Genomic DNA, 16,530 nt, shown 5'->3' on the forward strand with positions numbered 1-16,530 from the left:
TTACAGTCTCTTGTCAAAGGCCTGACCACTGAATCCACAACCTAACTTTAGAAACCGCCGGATGCCGAACGGCACGTCCGGTGGTGTGGGAGGGAGCGAGGTGCAAACCCGCTCTCTACCCGATCGTTAAGGGGTGTTTGCCGCGGCTGCCGCCGAACAGACAATGGAACGCACCCATTGATGAAGAGGACTCGCGTCCGTGCGTTCATGCCAAAGAATTTCCGGCGTCCAGAGAAATTGGCTGCCTTCATCAAAATGGAGCAGTTCTATGGGCAGCCAGTTCGAGAGCCTTTGCGCAACGGCAAGCGGAGCGGCTAAAAAACAGTCGTTTTGCAAAATGGTGAAGAATCCGGCAATAAAGTACGGAAGCCGGATGGCTTCAGCAGTTGCCAGATTCATTGAGAGCCGCGTAGGGCTTTCAAAGCCCGATGGACGGTGAATAATGGGGAGCACTTGGCGGAAACCCCGCAGATCACCGGCGGTAATTCGGCCGTCCGGATGGGCGAGCGCCATCGGATGATCTCGGCGTACGACAACGCAGTGCGGACAGGTGAGCAGCCGCTGATGACGAAATCGGTCATTTTTGCGCGCTAAGAAATCCTGACCAAGAATGAAATCGATGTCGCCGGAAGAAAGTTTGCTCAGTGTTTGGTCGTCAAGTTCGGAAACGGAAATCTGCAGACGGGGCGCCTCTTCGGCCAGGCGCTTTAATGCCGGAGCGAGGAGCGCCAGATAAGCGTTGTCCGTGCAGGCGAAGACGAGCCGGCTTTCAATGTCTGCAGGATGAAAGGCGAGCGGATGCTCGAACAGTTTTCCAAGACTTTTGAGTGCAGCTCTGATGTCCGGAAGCAAACGCTCAAGTGTGGGCGTTGCGATCATGCGCGGGCCGCATCGCTGGACAAGTTCATTATTGAAAAGTTTGCGAAGCGATGAAAGCATGCGCGAAGCTTTGGCCACGCTGATGCCTATGCGGGCACTCGTCTTCGTGAGAGATTCAGTTTCGGCAAGGGTTTTGAGGAGCAGAAGGTCTATGTATTTGAGCTCGTGTATGACCGAAGCTGGGGCGGCGGGAATAATCTCGTCGGAAGGGGCAGGCTGCTGAGGCATTGTTTTTTAAAAATTATAAAGGTGATGTCTATTATGAACATTTTTGCATCACGCTTTATGAAGAATGCTCATTCTGCGGGAATTCCCTCAGCGGCAGCGAAATAAAGTTTACGAAACAAGTGAATGCAGTTTCTTCCATTATTTTGCAGCCCGAAGAATCATGATTCTTCGGGCTGCAGGTCATTATGAAATAAAGGTGTTTTTAGAAGACTTTGCGTGCGCCGATGGTCCAGCGCCAATTCTCCTGAATTTCGCCGCCGGAAGTACGTTCAAGGTCCACGTAAACGTTGGCGGTGTCGCTGAGCCGGAAGTTGCCGCCGACGCCGTATTCAACCCAGGTGCCGCCTAAGTCATCTTTGACCGTGCGGGAGGTGTTGTTTAAGGCTGTCGTTTCAACTTCACCTTGGAAGTCGTGAACAACCGAGAAGCGAGCGTAGATATTGCCCTTGTTTTCCGGGAAGTTGAAACCTGCACGGGCACCCAAGCGTCCGATCAGAGAGTCATAGTCTTTTTGGGAGAAGCGGGTGCCGTTAGATGCCGTGAAATCGTCACCAACGACGCGGCCGTAGATCACTTCAGCCTGCGGTTCAATAAAGGCGAGCTCGGAAAGATTGAACTTGTGTCCCACTTCCGCAGTGACAGCGTAGGCATTGTTGTTGTAGGAACCTGTCATCGTCTGAGCGGTAAAGTCAGCGTCGAGCCGAGCATAACGTGCCGTCAAATCCAGATAGGATCCATTTTCATGCTGCCACACGCCGTAAGCCGTAAAAGCGTAGGCTTTGTTGTCGCCGGAAATGCTGGTCGCTTCAACTGAACCGTCGGTATAGCTGAATGCGCCGCCGATTGTCCAGGCGTCCGCCACCTTAACATCGGCACCGATTTGGATCGTGGTGTTCTTATTGACCTGTCCGGCATCGCCGTACTTCTGTTCAGATCCGAAGACGCGTGCCCAAGCACCGATATTGCCGTTCAGATCGTGGAGTTCACCCATGCGCTTTTGCAGGTTGTTGAGCTCGTGACGCCAGGAGAAAACAGCAAGGGAATTAATCGTGTTGTATCCCTCAAGCTTTTGGTTGGCTTGAGTTATCACTGAAGACGATCCATCATCGTTGACAACAACCTTCCAGCTGTCAGCAACCGCACCTTCAGCGGCGGAGAGGCTTAGGCCGGTTGTGGAGCCGACAGAGGCTTTCAGAGCGTTCACTGCATCGTCAGCTGACGCATATTTGTCGTTCTGGCTGCCAGAAAGAACGGCTTGGGCATTGGTATTCTCGTAGTTATCAATGTTGATTATCTGTTTATCAGCAGTATTAATGAGGAAAGTGCCGCCCGAGCCGTCGAGTTTGTCGCTTGTAATTTTTGCGCCGTCGTTAAGCGTGAGTGTAGATGTGCCGTTGAGCGTAGTGGAGGCCGTTTGAACTGCACCGTTGACATCAACCTTAACGGAATCGGATGCTTCAAGCTTTCCGTCAGTGCCTTCCCATTCATTAATCACCCAAGAGCCGGAATCCTTAAAGACAATGCTGCCGCCCAATTCCGCTTTGTACTTGCCGGAGGAGGCTGTCGCATCGCCAGCGCCGCCCAAGGTGACAGTAGATGTTCCATCCGTTTGCGAGGCAATAATCGTGCCGGTGATGTTGGCCGTTTTGTTAACAGTTAAATTAACCGCAGAAATATTGCCGCCTTCGACGTTTGATCCCGTGCGTTTTTTATTGTCGACTTTAATATCGCCTTTAAGGTTAAGCACATCGGCTTCAATTATTACGGATGTATTGCGATCAAAGTTGCTGTTCCCTTTAGCCTCGTTGCCAACATTGATATCCCCGGTCATATCCAGTGTTCCGGCTCTGATACTCAAAGTCAGCTTTTTGCCGGCATTACTCATCTTTCCGTAAGTGCCGCAAATATTGCCGTCGATGGTGAGTTTGTTGGCATCAACAATGACGGTACCCCATCCGCCGGAACCAATTACACCGCCTTCGGGACCTCTAGAGCCATCAAGAATAGCTTCATCGGCATAAAGAGACACCGTGTTCCCTTCATTGGCCTGAAGCAGGGCAACGCCGTAATCATCTTTGCCGTAAGTGGTATGGGCTTCAAACTGTTTGATTCGATTGGTTTCGGTGCCGATCAATACTTTGCTTGATCCATCTGTACCTTGAGCATTAATGAAGCCGTCACCTACGTAAGCAACGATTTCATCTGCCAAAATGGTCAAATGATTGTTGGCTCCCTTCATTTGAAATCCGCGATCAGCAGATTTTTCATTATCACCAATCGTCAGCTTATTCGTTTCAATCGTCAGCGAAGAGTTTCCATCTTGCCAGGCTGAAAAATAATTGAGACCTTCGCCGGGATTTATGGTTGAACCACTGGCAGTGATTTCGGCATTGCTGCCGAAATGAATAGAATTAGACTTAATTGAAAGAGAGGAGATATTGTCAGTCTCTCCCTTCAAGTAAATTTTGCCTTTCGTATCCAAAGAAGTGCCGACAGTTACTTGATTATTTAACTTCAGCGCAACATTCGTATCTTCGAATATCGAGTTCCCGCCGGTTGACTGACTAAAACCTTTTTCCAAGGTTCCCTGATCAACCGTCGCTGCATCTGCAGCTTGTGCAAGTACGGGGAAGGCTGCTGCAACCGCAACAGCGAGAAAAGCCAATCTTGTCGTAGAGAGTTTGCCCATCTTTACTTTTCCTATTTCACAGTTAACCAACTCGGGTTGAGCGAGTCTTTTCAAAAGTAAAGCGTTGTAACGATAAGGGGGGGGGGGGTTACCCTTATATGGCCTAATATTATTTAGGAATCATTATGTTAAGCCAATGATAAGCTGCTGGAGAAAATAAAAAAGTGTTGGCTAAAGCAAACATATTGTTTACTTAAGCCGAAAATTCAGCTCTGAGTGGCGTCAGACACAGATACAGTTGGGGCACAAAGAAGAAAAAGCGCTCTGATTCCTAGAGGAATTCAGAGCGCCTAGTCGCGCAACAGAGCTGCCGTTCGTTTTTAAGCCGATGCGCCGAGCTTCTCAACTCTTACGGCGCACACCTTGTACTCCGGCGTACTGCAGATATTGTCGAGTGCCGCTTTGGTGAGCCAGTTGCAGTTGCCGTCCTGAAAATGGAAGGGCATCCAGCTTTCGCCGACATTGGTTTTGTCGGACACATGAGCGACCGAATCAATAGCGCCGCGCCTTGAAGTGACCTTCACGCGGTCGCCGTTGCTGATGCCGAGACGTTCAGCATCCTTCGTGTTGAGCTCAATGAAGGAGCGCCCCGAAATCTCGTTGATGCCTTCCGTTTTGTCGGTCATGGCGCAGGCGTTGTACTGATAGAGCACTCGGCCGGTGGTGAGCATCAGCGGATATTCGCTGTCGGGCAGTTCGCTCGGATCGCGGTACTGCGCGGTCGAGTAGCGGCCGAGACCTCGGGTGAACTTCCCAACGTGGAGAATCGGCGTACCCGGATGATCCGGACCCGTGCAGGGCCACTGCAGTCCCTGACCGGCGTTTTCGGCGCCGTCGAGCCGCGCATGGCTGATGCCGGCAAAGGACGGGGTAACCGAAGCAATTTCGTCCATGATCTGAGCGGGCGTGAGATGCGGCTGAGGGTAGCCCATCCGATTCATGATATCGGTGAAGATATCCGTGTCGGCGCGCGTTCCAGAAATTTCCACGGCTTTGCGGATGCGCTGCACGCGGCGTTCGGTGTTGCTGAAGGTGCCTTCTTTTTCGGCATAGCTGCGTCCCGGAAGCACAACGTCGGCATACTTTGCCGTTTCCGTGAGGAAAAGCTCATCCACCACCAGGAATTCAAGGTTCTTGAGGGCCTTGATGACGTGATGCGTGTCCGGGTCGGTGCGCACCGGGTCTTCGCCGAAAATGAAGAGTCCCTTTACTTCGCCCTCGATCATCTTGGGGAAGCAGTCCGTGGCATAGAGTCCTTTGAATCTCGGTAGATGGGTTCCCCATGCTTTTTCAAATTTCTCAACGATGCCGGGGGCTGCGATTTTCTGGTAGCCCGTGAGATCGCCCGGAGATGCCCCCATGTCGCAGGCGCCCTGAACGTTGTTCTGGCCGCGAAGCGGATTGATGCCGCAGCCGGGACGGCCGTATTTGCCGGTCACCATGGCGATGTTGGAGAGCGACATCACGCCTTCGGTGCCCGAAGAGTGCTCGGTGACGCCTAAGCAGTAGACAATCGCGGCGCGGTCCGCGCGGCCGTAAAGACGCGCGGCGGCAATGAGGTCGCGCGGGTCAATCGCGCAGATTTGAGCGACGCGCTCCGGCGTGTACGCCTCGACCATCGCTTTGAGGTCTGCGAAACCTTCCGTGCGGGACTCAATGAACGCGTGGTCAATCAAGTCGTCATGAATAAGCTGACGGACGATGCCGTTGGCAAAGGCGACGTTCGTGCCGGGCTTAAGTTTGATGTGCAGGTCGGCCGATTTGGAGAGACCAATATCGCGGGGGTCGACGACAATGAGCCGTGTGCCGCGGGCGATCGCAGCGCGAAGCTGCATGCCGATCACCGGATGCGCCTCTTCGGGGTTGGAGCCCACGAGCAGGATCACCTGAGCGTTTTCACAGATATCGGAAATGGGATTGGTCATCGCGCCGGAGCCGAGCGTGCGCTGCAGGCCGGCAACCGATGGTCCGTGGCAGACGCGGGCACAGTTGTCGACGTTGTTGGTCTCAAAAACCGTGCGCGCCATCTTCTGGAGCATGTAGATGTCTTCATTGGCTGAACGCGCGCAGGCAAAAGCTGCGATGGCGCTCCCGCCGTGTCGGGCCTTGATTTCGCCGAAGCGCCGCGCAACCAGATCGAGCGCTTCATCCCAGGAGGCCGGTTCAAGTTCGCCGGTGATTTTGCTGCGGATGAGGGGCGTTGTCAGGCGCTGAGGCGAGTGAACGAAGTCAAAGCTCGCCGATCGTCCTTTCACGCAGAGAAGCCCGTGATTGGTCGGACCGTCCAGAGCTTCAGTGTCGACAATGCGGCCGTTTTTCACCACGAGGTTATATTGGCACCCGGTAGCGCAGTGCGGACAGGTCGTCCGCACGCGCTGGATTTCCCAAGAACGGTATTGGCGTCGGCGCTTCATAGTGATGGCGCCTGTTGGGCAGGCTCCTGCGCAGTTGCCGCAGGACTCGCAGTTCGTGCTTTTCCAGTCTTCGCCGAAAGGCGCAAGAATGGAGGTGCGCACGCCCCTGCGGCCGGTGATCAGGGTGTGGTTGCCCGCAGCGTTGTTGCAGGCGCCTACGCAGCGCTGGCAGCGAATGCAGAGCGCGGGATTAAAGGCAATGAAGGGGTTCGAGTCGAGGATCGGTCCCCCGGCGGGCTTAACGTCAAAGGGCGTCGTTTCAACGCCGAGCTCTCGGCAGCGGTCCTGCAGTTCGCAGCTGCCGTTCTTCGGACAGCTGAAACAGTACTGGGTGGTGTTGAGTCCGTGGTCGGCGATGATGAGCTGGAGTGCCGTGCGGCGTGCCGCAGTGATCGCATCCGAATTGGTGTGCACAACCATGCCGGGCTTGACGAGGGTGTTGCAGGAGGATACAAGGCCGGCAGTGCCTTCGACCTCAACCACGCAGAGCCGGCAGGAGCCAATGGAGCTCACATTCTTCAGGTAGCACAGCGTCGGAATATAAAGACCGGCGCTGCGCGCAGCTTCGAGAATGGTGGTGCCTTCTTTGACGGAGACAATCCTGCCGTCGATCGTAAAGTCAAACATATTGGATTCTCCCGCCGCAGGACGCACCTGCACCGAAACAGTCGCAGCGCAGGCAGCGGCCGCATTCTTGCTGCACTTCTTCACTGCTCATGCCGATTTCGACTTCATTGAAGTCGCGCTTTCTGAATTTGACCGGCCGCTCGATCAGATTGACGCGCCCTTTGGGCGTGCGGTCATTCATACGCGGAGGCGGCGCTGCAACGCCGCAGTCGAGGTAATGGTGAAAGCCGAGCATTTCATCAATGTTGCGGGCGGCGACCTTGCCGGCGCCCACGGCCTTGATGACGGTGGTGGGACCGCTTTGGCAGTCGCCGCCGACAAAGACATTGGAAAAACCTTCGGCAGCGAGGAATTCGTCCGTCGTAAAAGCGCCCCAGTGCGTCTTCATGCCGAAGGCTTCAAAGGGCGAGGAAACCACATCCTGACCGACGGCTGCCACGATAAGGTCTGCCTCAAGGCGCTCAACGGGCTTTTGCGCATTGACGACGCCGGGGCGGCCGCGCGAGTAGGCGCTGATCATCTGCGGCTGCATCATGAGCGCCGTGCAGGCGCCGGATGCATCGACTTCAATGGAAACCGGCGCCTGAAGCGGGAGCATCTCGACGCCCTCAGCAACGGCGCTTTCGATTTCTTCCTTGAGCGCCGTCATGTCTTCAATGCGGCGGCGATAGACCAGATTCACCTCGGCAGCCCCCGCGCGCACCGCGGTGCGAACGCAGTCCATGGCAACATTGCCGCCGCCGATTACTGCAATCTTTTTGCCGCGGTAGTCCGGGTAGACGCCGTCGCCGATACTGCGCAGCATATCCACGGCGGAAATGACGCCTTTGGCGTCTATCCCGGGCAGACGAAGCTTTTTAGCCGCATGTGCGCCGATGGCGACGAAGACAGCATCGCAAGTTTGCGAAAGCGCCTTCATTTCGTCGGTGCCGACGGGGCTCTCGAGATGGACATTGATGTTGCCCACGCCGAGAATGGCCCGGATGTCTTTGTCCAGACGCTCGCGCGGGAAACGGTAGGCAGGAATGCCGTAGCGCATCATGCCGCCCAAGTGCTTCTTTTCTTCATAGAGCTCCACCGTATGCCCCATGAGCGCGAGGAAATAGGCGCAGGTAAGGCCGGCCGGGCCGCCCCCGATGACGGCGATCGTGCGTCCGGTATCAGGCTGACGCTTCGGGGTCGGAACGGTGTCGGCAGCCGCCTGATCGCAGGCGTACTTTTTGATGGCGCGGATATTGATCGGCGCATCAATGAGCGTGCGGCGGCAGCGTTTTTCGCAGGGATGCTCGCACACATAGCCGCAGGCAGTCGGAAAAGGATTGTCTTTTCGGATCAGAGCAACGGCTTCAGCGCTGCGGCCTTCGGCCACGAGCGCGATGTAGCCCGGCACGTCAACGTGCGCAGGACAGAAGGTTTCGCAGGGCACCGACTGAGCGATGCCCTTCTGGCAGCTCTGCTCTTCCGTGTGGTGCTTAAATTCGTCAGCAAAGCGGGTGAGGCTCTCGAGCACCATCTGCGCAGCGTCGTAACCGATGGCGCAGTCCGAACCCAAGCGGATGAATTCCGCCAGTGTTTTGAGCCGGCCGAGATCTTCGGGCTGAGCTTCGCAGTCCACGATGCGGCGCATAAGCTTGGCAAGCTGAGGAAGGCCGTCCCGGCACGGCACACATTTGCCGCAGGTCTGCAGCGCACTCGCTTCAAGGAGGCTCAGCTGCAGCGCAAGCGCGCATTGTCCTGGAGGCGTGGCTTCGATGCGCCGAGCAAAACCGTGCATGGTTTCTTCGTTGCGCGCATCAGTCACAGGGATGGAATGAACGGATAGTCTGGCCACGAACTTCTCCTCGATCTTCATGGCTTGCACCGTGATATAGCTTTATGAATAGGTGCAGGTGGTTGGGGCAGAAGAGCTTGGCAGACTGTACTCACGTTATCCCTTAGCTCTTTGGAGCGGCATTGTATCTTCCGATTGAACGTCTGAGAAGTTCAACCCGCATATCTTTATAAACCTGGGAAAATTTCAGCCTTCAGGGATTGATGCGAAGGAATTAAGCCGTTTGACGTATAAATAATGAAATCCGCTGCGGCAGTAGGGGGATAGACAGCAAAAGCTGTTCCTTATATAACAGATAGTCTGCGCCTGATGTTTGGGAGCCCAGAACGCAGAAGACGATCAGCATCCCTGCAATGAGAATTGCAACCAATCGCAAAGACACAATGCGGAAAAAGCTGATTGAAATCCTGCAAAAGACTGCGGCAGAGGGAGTTTCAGCCGACAATGATCTTGCCGGCAAAATTCCGCCATGATAGGACAATCCCCTACATCTTCCGTATTGGTTGTATATTTGCAGTCCGTTGAGGGTTATCCCTGATTTTTGACCATCTTCCTGAGACGGCAGGGATCGCCCGCAGATGCAAAACGCAATAAAGGAGATCACCATGATTCGCACGTTTGCCGCTCTTGCTGCTCTTTTGACTGTCGGTGCCGTTCAGGCTGCCGATATGAATATGGATATGTCCGGCCATGAACATCACATGATGGCGGGGGACCATTCCATGCATATGGCCGCACAGAGCCCGGCTGTTCAGGCTGTCGGCGTTGTCAAGGCTATTGATGCAGCCAACGGCAAGGTCACGATTGAGCATGAACCCATTGCTGCTCTGCAGTGGCCGGCCATGACGATGCGCTTTACCTTCAAGGACCCCAAGCTCGTTGAAGGTCTGAAGGCTGGCGACAAGATTCACTTTACCTTCACGCAGGAAGGTCAGCTCTCGGTCCTCCAGAGCATCGAACGCTGATTGCCCCAAGCACTGCCGGACTCTGCCGCGCACTGATCCGCCGCTCCCCCGGGCTTCTGGCCGAAACGCAGCAGCGCTTCAGTCCGCTTGCTTTGGCCGGCAAGTTTCTGCTTGATCGACCCTCAAGCCGTCATTCCTCGCCGGGACGACGGCTCTCCTCGTATTCCCCTTTTTTGTCAGCCGCTCAATCGCCGCATCGACAAAATGACTGACGGACCGTTCCCATGACGTCGCCTTCCCCGTCCACCTCATCTTCCCCATCGACTCAGACCGGCCGCAGTCCGGTGCTCACGGTGCTTGCTGTGGTTGTCGCTTTAGCTGCCGGCGCTGCTGCCGGCGGATATGCCGTTTGGCGGCACCAGTCTTCACTCGAACATTTCGCGCAGCGGCTCGGGCTCCTTGAATCGACATCAGCTTCCGGAGCGCATTCGGCCTCTGAAGCCCCGCAGACGCCCGCAGGCGTCAAGCTCGCGCAGCCCGATGCCGACGGCAAACCCGTGCTTTATTGGTATGACCCGATGAAGCCTGACGTGCATTTCGACAAACCCGGTCCTTCGCCCTTCATGGATATGGACCTCGTGCCGAAATACGCCCCCGTCGGCGCTGCCGCAGCAAAGCCCAAAGCCAAGGTGAAGCTCGCCGAACCGGATGCTGACGGCAAGCCCGTGCTCTATTGGTACGATCCGATGAAGCCCGACGTGCACTTTGAGAAATCCGGTCCGTCGCCCTTCATGGACATGGATCTGGTGCCGAAATACGCCTCCCAAGCCGATTTATCGGGCGGCGAGGATGAAAATCTTGAGCCTCAGGGCGTTGTCATAGATCCGACGCTCACCGCCAATCTGGGTCTGAAGACGGCAAAGGCCGAGGCGGGGCAGCTCTCGCTTTCGCGCTGGTTCCCGGCGGAAGTGCTCGTCAACGGCCACCATACGGCTCAGGTGCAGGCTCGGGCAGAGGGGTTTGTGGAGTCTGTCGCGCCGGTGACGGTCGGTGACTTTGTCAAAAAAGGGCAGCCGCTCGCTCAGCTGACCATCCCGTCATGGGTGGAGATGCAGAGTGAATATCTGGTGCTCGTTGAATTAAAGCGCAGCCGTGCTGAGCTCGACGCAGTGCTTTTGCGCCTCAAGCTTGCCGGCATGCCCGATGCCGACATTGAAGCGCTTCGCCGTACGAAGAAAGTCCGCACGAGCTTTCATATTGCCGCTCCGATTGACGGCGTGCTGACCGCTTTCGCGCTGAAAAACGGCATGAACGTCACGAAGAGCGATGCGGTAGCCGCGGTTGAAGGACTCGATCCGCTCTGGGTAACGGCTTCGGTGCCGGAGCGCTATGCGCCGTATCTGCCTCAAGCGAAGTTTAAGCTCTCCGTTGACGCCTTCCCCGGCCGCATTTGGGAGGCTTCTGCGCCGACAGTGTTGCCGGAGGGCGAAGCGGCTACGCGTACGCTGAAGCTGCGATTTTCGGTCGACAACCCCAATCTTGAACTGCGCCCAGGGATGACGGCCAAGCTTCTGCTTGCGGCGCCGGGGGCCCAAGGCATTCTCGTGCCCTCGCAGGCGGTGATTGACGACGGACGAAATCCCCGCGTGATCGTGCGTGAAGGCACGCGCTTCATTCCGAAGTCCGTGCGCATCCTCGGTGAATCGTCCGGACAGACAGCGCTTGCCTCGGGTGTTCAGCCCGGCGAAGACGTGGTGGTATCGGGCGTCTTCCTGATCGACAGCGAAGCCAATATTGAAGGGGCGCTTGCCCGCATGCAGCCGGCTGCCGATGGCCTGAGCGCCAATGAGGGCGCTGCGGCGCCCATGACGATGCCCGCAGATCCTATGAAACCGGCTTCGCCGGCAGGAGTTCAGAGCGAGCCGCAGAGCAGCATGCCGCAGGGCATGACGCACGGAGCGCCGGATGAGTCTCTCGAAACAGCGTCCAAGCCTCAGACGGTGCTCGACCTCAGTAGCCCGACGCCCTCGGCGGCAAAACAATCCCAAGGAGCCGCGAAATGATTGAACGCGTCATCCGCGCCTCGGTTGAAAATCGCGTACTCGTTCTTTTCGGCGCTCTTCTGCTCGCGATCGCCGGCATCGTTGCGGTGCTGAAGACGCCCGTGGATGCGCTTCCCGACCTTTCCGACGTTCAGGTCATCATTAAGACCGATTACTCGGGACAGGCGCCGGAAATTGTTGAGAACGAGGTGACGTATCCCATCAGCACGACGATGCTCTCCGTGCCGGGTGCCTCGACCGTACGCGGCTTTTCACTCTTCGGCACCTCTTTTGTCTACGTTCTTTTTGAGGACGGAACGGATCTTTACTGGGCGCGTTCGCGCGTGCTGGAGTCGCTTAATTCGGCTGCAGGGAAACTCCCGAGCGGCGTCACGCCCGAACTCGGCCCGGACGCCACCGGTGTGGGCTGGATCTATCAGTACGCTTTGGTGGACAAATCCGGAAAGAACGATTTGGAAAGCCTGCGGGCGCTCCAGGACTGGTTTCTCAAGTATGAACTGAAGACCATTCCGGGCGTAGCCGAAGTGGCGAGTGTGGGCGGCGCCGTGAAGGAATATCAGATCATTCCGGATCCGGTCAAGCTCGAGCAGTACGGCGTTACGGTGGGCGACATCAAGACGGCGCTTTCCGCTTCGAATCAGGAGGCGGGCGGCGGTTCCATCGAGATGGGCGAAAGCGAATTCATGGTGCGCGCTCAGGGATATCTGAAGACGCTTGACGACTTTCGCTCCATCGTGCTCAAAACAAATGCTTCAGGAACGCCGACGGTTTTGGGCGACGTCGCTCAGGTTCGCCTGGGGCCGGAAATGCGCCGCGGCATCGCGGAGCTTGACGGCGAAGGTGAAGTCGCGGGCGGCATTATTTTGCTCCGTACCGGCGGCAACGCCCGTGAAGTCATTGCTGCTGTGAAGACGCGCCTTGAGGAACTTAAGAGTGCGCTCCCCGAAGGCGTGGAAATTGTGCCGGTTTATGACCGAAGTTCACTCATTGACCGTGCCATCCAAAACCTCACGCATAAGCTTATTGAAGAATTCATCGTCGTTGCGCTCGTCTGCGCCATCTTCCTGTGGCATGTGCGCAGTGCACTGGTGGCGGTGATCACACTGCCGCTAGGCCTCGCACTCGCTTTCATTGCGATGCACTTTCAGGGGCTTAACGCCAACATCATGAGCCTCGGCGGCATTGCAATTGCCGTGGGCGCTATGGTTGATGCGGCCATCGTCATGATTGAGAACGCCCACAAGCATATTGAAGCTTGGGAGGAGGCGCATCCTGGGGCAGATCTTGCCGGCGCGGAGCGCTGGCAGGTCATCACGGAAGCTGCGGTAGAGGTGGGACCGGCGCTCTTTATGAGCCTCCTTATCATCACGCTTTCCTTCATTCCGATCTTCACGCTTGAAGGCCAGGAAGGGCGTCTCTTCGGGCCGCTCGCCTGGACGAAGACGTGGTCGATGGCCGCTTCGGCCTTCCTGGCGGTGGTGCTCGTGCCGGTGCTGATGGGACTTTGGATTCGCGGCAAGATTCCGCCCGAAGACAAAAATCCCCTGAACCGCTGGCTTGTGCGTCTCTACCAGCCGCTCCTCATGGGCGTGCTGCGCCGGCCGAAGACGACGCTCTTTGCGGCGCTCTTGGTGCTTATCGGCGGCCTATATCCGGTGGAAAAGCTGGGCGGCGAATTTCTGCCCCAGATTGCCGAGGGCGATATTCTTTATATGCCGTCTACGCTCCCGGGGGTGTCTTCATCTGAAGCAGCAGCCATGCTGCAAAAGACCGACAAGCTCATCCGTACCGTGCCCGAAGTCGCTACCGTCTTCGGCAAGGCCGGCCGCGCCGATACGGCTACTGACTCGGCGCCTTTGGAGATGATTGAAACCACCATTCAGCTCAAACCCGAAAGTGAATGGCGCCCCGGCATGACGATGGAAAAGATTATCGACGAGCTCGATAAGACCGTTCGTCTCCCGGGTTTGGCCAACTTGTGGGTGATGCCGATTCGAAACCGTATCGACATGCTCTCCACCGGTGTGAAGAGCCCCATCGGCATTAAGGTGTCCGGACAGTCGCTTGCCGACATCGACGGTGCTGCCGAGCAGATTGAAGAGGCCGCGAAGACGGTTCCGGGCGTTGTATCGGCTATTGCTGAACGACTGACGGGCGGACGCTACGTTGAAGTCAGCGTTGACCGTCTCAAGGCTGCCCGCTGGGGGCTCACCGTTGCCGGCGTGCAGAGCTACGTTAAGTCCGCCGTCGGCGGAGAGATGGCGGGCGACGTCGTCGACGGGATCGCGCGTTATCCGATCACGATCCGCTTCCCGCAGAGCTGGCGTGATTCGCCAGAAGCGCTCCGCAATCTGCCCATCATTTCCGGGTCCGGCCAGAGTCTGACTTTGGGGGATGTGGCTGAAATCCGCACGTCTCTCGGTCCCTCGATGCTGCGCACGGAAAATGCCCGGCCGGCTGCCTGGGTCTTTGTCGATGCCCGTGATCGCGACATGGCGTCGGTAGTGGGTGATCTTCGTGAAGCCATTGCCAAGTCAGTGTCTCTGAAGCCGGGTGTTTCCGTGGCCTTCTCGGGGCAGTACGAATTGATGGAGCGCGCCAAGGATCGCCTGACGCTGATGGTGCCGATGACCATCCTCATCATCTTTGTGCTGCTTTATCTGGCGTTCCGCCGTTTTGCAGAGTCGCTCCTTATTTTGGGCAGTCTGCCTTTCGCACTCACGGGCGGCATTTGGCTCCTTTACCTGCTGGGCGACCGACTGTCAGTTGCCGTGGGTACGGGCTTCATTGCTTTGGCGGGTCTCGCAGCAGAGTTCGGGGTGGTGATGATCGTCTACCTGCGTCATGCCGTGCAGAACGATAAGTCCTTGGCCGATCCCAAGACCTTTACGGTGGAGGCGCTTGACCGAGCTATTGAGCATGGCGCGGCGCTTCGAGTTCGTCCAAAGACCATGACGGTGGCTGTGGTGCTTGCCGGCCTGATTCCGATTTTGGTGGGAACAGGTGCCGGCAGTGAGGTGATGAGCCGCATCGCTGCGCCGATGGTGGGCGGCATGGTAACGGCGCCGCTCCTTTCGCTCTTTGTTATTCCCGCGGCCTGGAAGCTCATCATGCTGCGGCGCAGGAAGCTTTAAGGCGAAACGCCGCAAAGCCATATGCATCGGCCGGTCTGCTTGCAGATCGGCCGATGTGTTTATAAGGGCACAACATTCAGAAGATTGGCCGCAGAGGGTGCTTGCGTAAGCTCAAGCTCTTGTCGGGAAGAATGGTCCTATTGAACCGAAAGAACTGCGGCATGAGCCGGCCGGAGCTGCTGCCTGTTTTGTGTTCCCGCAAAAAGCAAAGCCCCCGCAAGCCGTCCAAAGATTGCGGGGGCAGACTAGTAGGATTCCTAAATCGACAGGAAGGCTCTGGCAAACTTGCCGATTAGGAACCTTCTAGATCGATAGGCCGATTAGAACTTGTGGATCAAACCGGCGGCCACTTCAACAGAAGACGGGTTGATATCGGAAGTGGTCCCGGCGAGTTCCTTGTTCACATCGTCGCGCATGTAGGAAGCGGCGGTGTACACAGAAGTGCGCTTGCTCAGGTTGTAGGCATAGCCCACAGAGAAGACCCAACGGGAAACTTCCATATCGCTGTTGTCTTCACCTTCGGCGTCGCCATAGGCGAGCAGGGCCTTGGCAGTACCGCCGAACGCAGGAACATCAACACCAGCAGCTAAGCCCCAGCCCTTGGCGCCGTTAACGCTCGCGCCAGAGAAGGTATAGCCCTTGTCAAAGGCAGACTTGTCGTTAACATTCTTCTGGCCGAAAGCCTTGGCATTCTTGAAGTACTGACCTAACAGGTAGGGCTTCACAACACCGAAGTCGTAGTTGCCGCCCAAGGTGACCGTCAGAGAATCATCCATATTAGTAACGGCACCCGACGCATAGCTTTGATAGTTGATGGAATCAACAACGCCAACCAACGTCAAGCTATTGTTAACGTACTTAGCACCCAAGCCATAGTAACGATCAACAGAAGACTGGCCCTCAATATGAGTGGCATCCGTCTTGGCGGAGTCCGTGCCGAAAGAATACTGGGCATACATCGTCAGGCCAGCAAAGGTCGGCGTGGCATAGGTCACCGTATTGTCAAAACGGGCCCAGCCGTTGGCGGTCACAAACTTCGGGCCAATGGAATCACCCCAGCCGGATGAGAACGGGCTCGTTACACCAAGGAGACCGAACGTGCCGTTGGCGCTAGCGAGCTGACCAACACGACCGAAGGACAGCGTACCAAAAGCACCGGTGATGAAGAGGTTGGATTCACGACCGAAGAGACGGTCGGAATTGTCCATCTTGCCGTCGTCAGCAGTAAAGCCATTTTCGAGAACGAAGCCGACCTTCAGGCCATTGCCGAGGTCTTCAGTACCTTTCAAGCCGAAACGGGAGCCAGAATTCTGGCCGGTCTTCATCTGGAAAGTATCCTGTGCATCGACACCGGAAATATCTCCGTCAGCATGTTCATACGAGAAGCCGTAGTCGACCAAGCCGTACAGCGTGACGTCGGCAGCCATAGCAGAACCCGCAAATGCGCCAAGAACGGCGAGAGCAGCAAGTGTCTTTTTCATTTTTCAGAGCCTTATGTGAGCAATGAAGTATCCTGCTCAAGGGGGTCGAGCAGGTCTTTTGTCAGGAGGCGAAGTTTCTATTTGGGCTTGTCATCTTTATTCAGGGAGCAAGTCTTTCCAAGGAACTTCTTTTCCTTAAGAACCCTAGTCAACAATGATTAGGGGATGCTGCAAATCATCCTGTACCCCCCCCCCCCCCCCCCCCCCCCCCCCCCCCACCCCCCCCCCCCCCCCCCCCACCATAATTCTCCACTTATTAAATAAAACATAAAAACATCA

The 16,530-nt window shown here is 56.5% G+C and carries 9 protein-coding genes; 3 read left to right on the plus strand and 6 right to left on the minus strand.

Annotated features, from left to right (window positions below):
* Window positions 1–126 precede the first annotated feature (126 nt).
* The 5 genes from DES29_RS11380 to DES29_RS12545 form a co-directional block, all read right to left on the minus strand.
* Window positions 127–1,107 carry a LysR family transcriptional regulator gene (locus tag DES29_RS11380; RefSeq protein WP_005428796.1) on the minus strand — a complete coding sequence of 327 codons (981 nt, stop codon included), beginning with the start codon at window positions 1,105–1,107 and terminating at the stop codon, window positions 127–129.
* 202 nt (window positions 1,108–1,309) lie between these two features.
* The gene (locus DES29_RS11385; RefSeq protein ID WP_113854914.1) at window positions 1,310–3,796 is read right to left on the minus strand and encodes an autotransporter outer membrane beta-barrel domain-containing protein; all 2,487 of its coding nucleotides are present in this window, start codon (window positions 3,794–3,796) and stop codon (window positions 1,310–1,312) included.
* A gap of 320 nt (window positions 3,797–4,116) precedes the next feature.
* Complete coding sequence (fdhF, locus tag DES29_RS11390) at window positions 4,117–6,921, minus strand: formate dehydrogenase subunit alpha (protein WP_236578925.1); 2,805 nt, start codon at window positions 6,919–6,921, stop codon at window positions 4,117–4,119.
* Window positions 6,830–8,689, minus strand: a complete 1,860-nt coding sequence (locus DES29_RS11395) for an NAD(P)-binding protein (protein WP_236578926.1) — start codon at window positions 8,687–8,689, stop codon at window positions 6,830–6,832. Before DES29_RS11395 ends, fdhF begins: the two co-directional genes overlap by 92 nt.
* Window positions 8,690–8,882: 193 nt before the next feature.
* Window positions 8,883–9,275: a hypothetical protein gene (locus DES29_RS12545; RefSeq protein WP_170126133.1), complete on the minus strand. Its 393-nt coding sequence runs from the start codon at window positions 9,273–9,275 to the stop codon at window positions 8,883–8,885.
* Here DES29_RS12545 and DES29_RS11400 point away from each other — a divergent pair.
* From DES29_RS11400 to DES29_RS11410, 3 genes are all read left to right on the plus strand, one after another.
* A complete protein-coding gene (locus tag DES29_RS11400) occupies window positions 9,274–9,633 on the plus strand; it encodes a copper-binding protein (protein WP_005428803.1) in 360 nt (119 codons plus the stop codon). The two genes, DES29_RS12545 and DES29_RS11400, sit on opposite strands and share 2 nt — an antisense overlap.
* 224 nt (window positions 9,634–9,857) lie before the next feature.
* On the plus strand, window positions 9,858–11,636 hold the full coding sequence (locus tag DES29_RS11405; RefSeq protein ID WP_021995369.1) for an efflux RND transporter periplasmic adaptor subunit: 1,779 nt from the start codon (window positions 9,858–9,860) through the stop codon (window positions 11,634–11,636).
* On the plus strand, window positions 11,633–14,770 hold the full coding sequence (locus tag DES29_RS11410; RefSeq protein WP_016474527.1) for an efflux RND transporter permease subunit: 3,138 nt from the start codon (window positions 11,633–11,635) through the stop codon (window positions 14,768–14,770). Before DES29_RS11405 ends, DES29_RS11410 begins: the two co-directional genes overlap by 4 nt.
* A gap of 320 nt (window positions 14,771–15,090) precedes the next feature.
* On the opposite strand, the gene DES29_RS11415 is transcribed toward DES29_RS11410, so the two are convergent.
* A complete protein-coding gene (locus DES29_RS11415) occupies window positions 15,091–16,251 on the minus strand; it encodes a porin (protein ID WP_113854915.1) in 1,161 nt (386 codons plus the stop codon).
* Window positions 16,252–16,530 lie beyond the last annotated feature (279 nt).

Source organism: Sutterella wadsworthensis (genome assembly GCF_003315195.1).
Taxonomy (GTDB): domain Bacteria; phylum Pseudomonadota; class Gammaproteobacteria; order Burkholderiales; family Burkholderiaceae_F; genus Sutterella; species Sutterella wadsworthensis.

What these genes read in the sequence shown, in the direction of transcription:
- DES29_RS11380 (WP_005428796.1), bottom strand. Translation starts at nt 1,107, where the DNA reads ATGCCTCAGCAGCCTGCCCCTTCCGACGAGATTATTCCCGCCGCCCCA.
- DES29_RS11385 (WP_113854914.1), bottom strand. Translation starts at nt 3,796, where the DNA reads ATGGGCAAACTCTCTACGACAAGATTGGCTTTTCTCGCTGTTGCGGTT.
- DES29_RS11395 (WP_236578926.1), bottom strand. Translation starts at nt 8,689, where the DNA reads ATGAAGATCGAGGAGAAGTTCGTGGCCAGACTATCCGTTCATTCCATC.
- DES29_RS11400 (WP_005428803.1), top strand. Translation starts at nt 9,274, where the DNA reads ATGATTCGCACGTTTGCCGCTCTTGCTGCTCTTTTGACTGTCGGTGCC.
- DES29_RS12545 (WP_170126133.1), bottom strand. Translation starts at nt 9,275, where the DNA reads ATGGTGATCTCCTTTATTGCGTTTTGCATCTGCGGGCGATCCCTGCCG.
- DES29_RS11405 (WP_021995369.1), top strand. Translation starts at nt 9,858, where the DNA reads ATGACGTCGCCTTCCCCGTCCACCTCATCTTCCCCATCGACTCAGACC.
- DES29_RS11410 (WP_016474527.1), top strand. Translation starts at nt 11,633, where the DNA reads ATGATTGAACGCGTCATCCGCGCCTCGGTTGAAAATCGCGTACTCGTT.
- DES29_RS11415 (WP_113854915.1), bottom strand. Translation starts at nt 16,251, where the DNA reads ATGAAAAAGACACTTGCTGCTCTCGCCGTTCTTGGCGCATTTGCGGGT.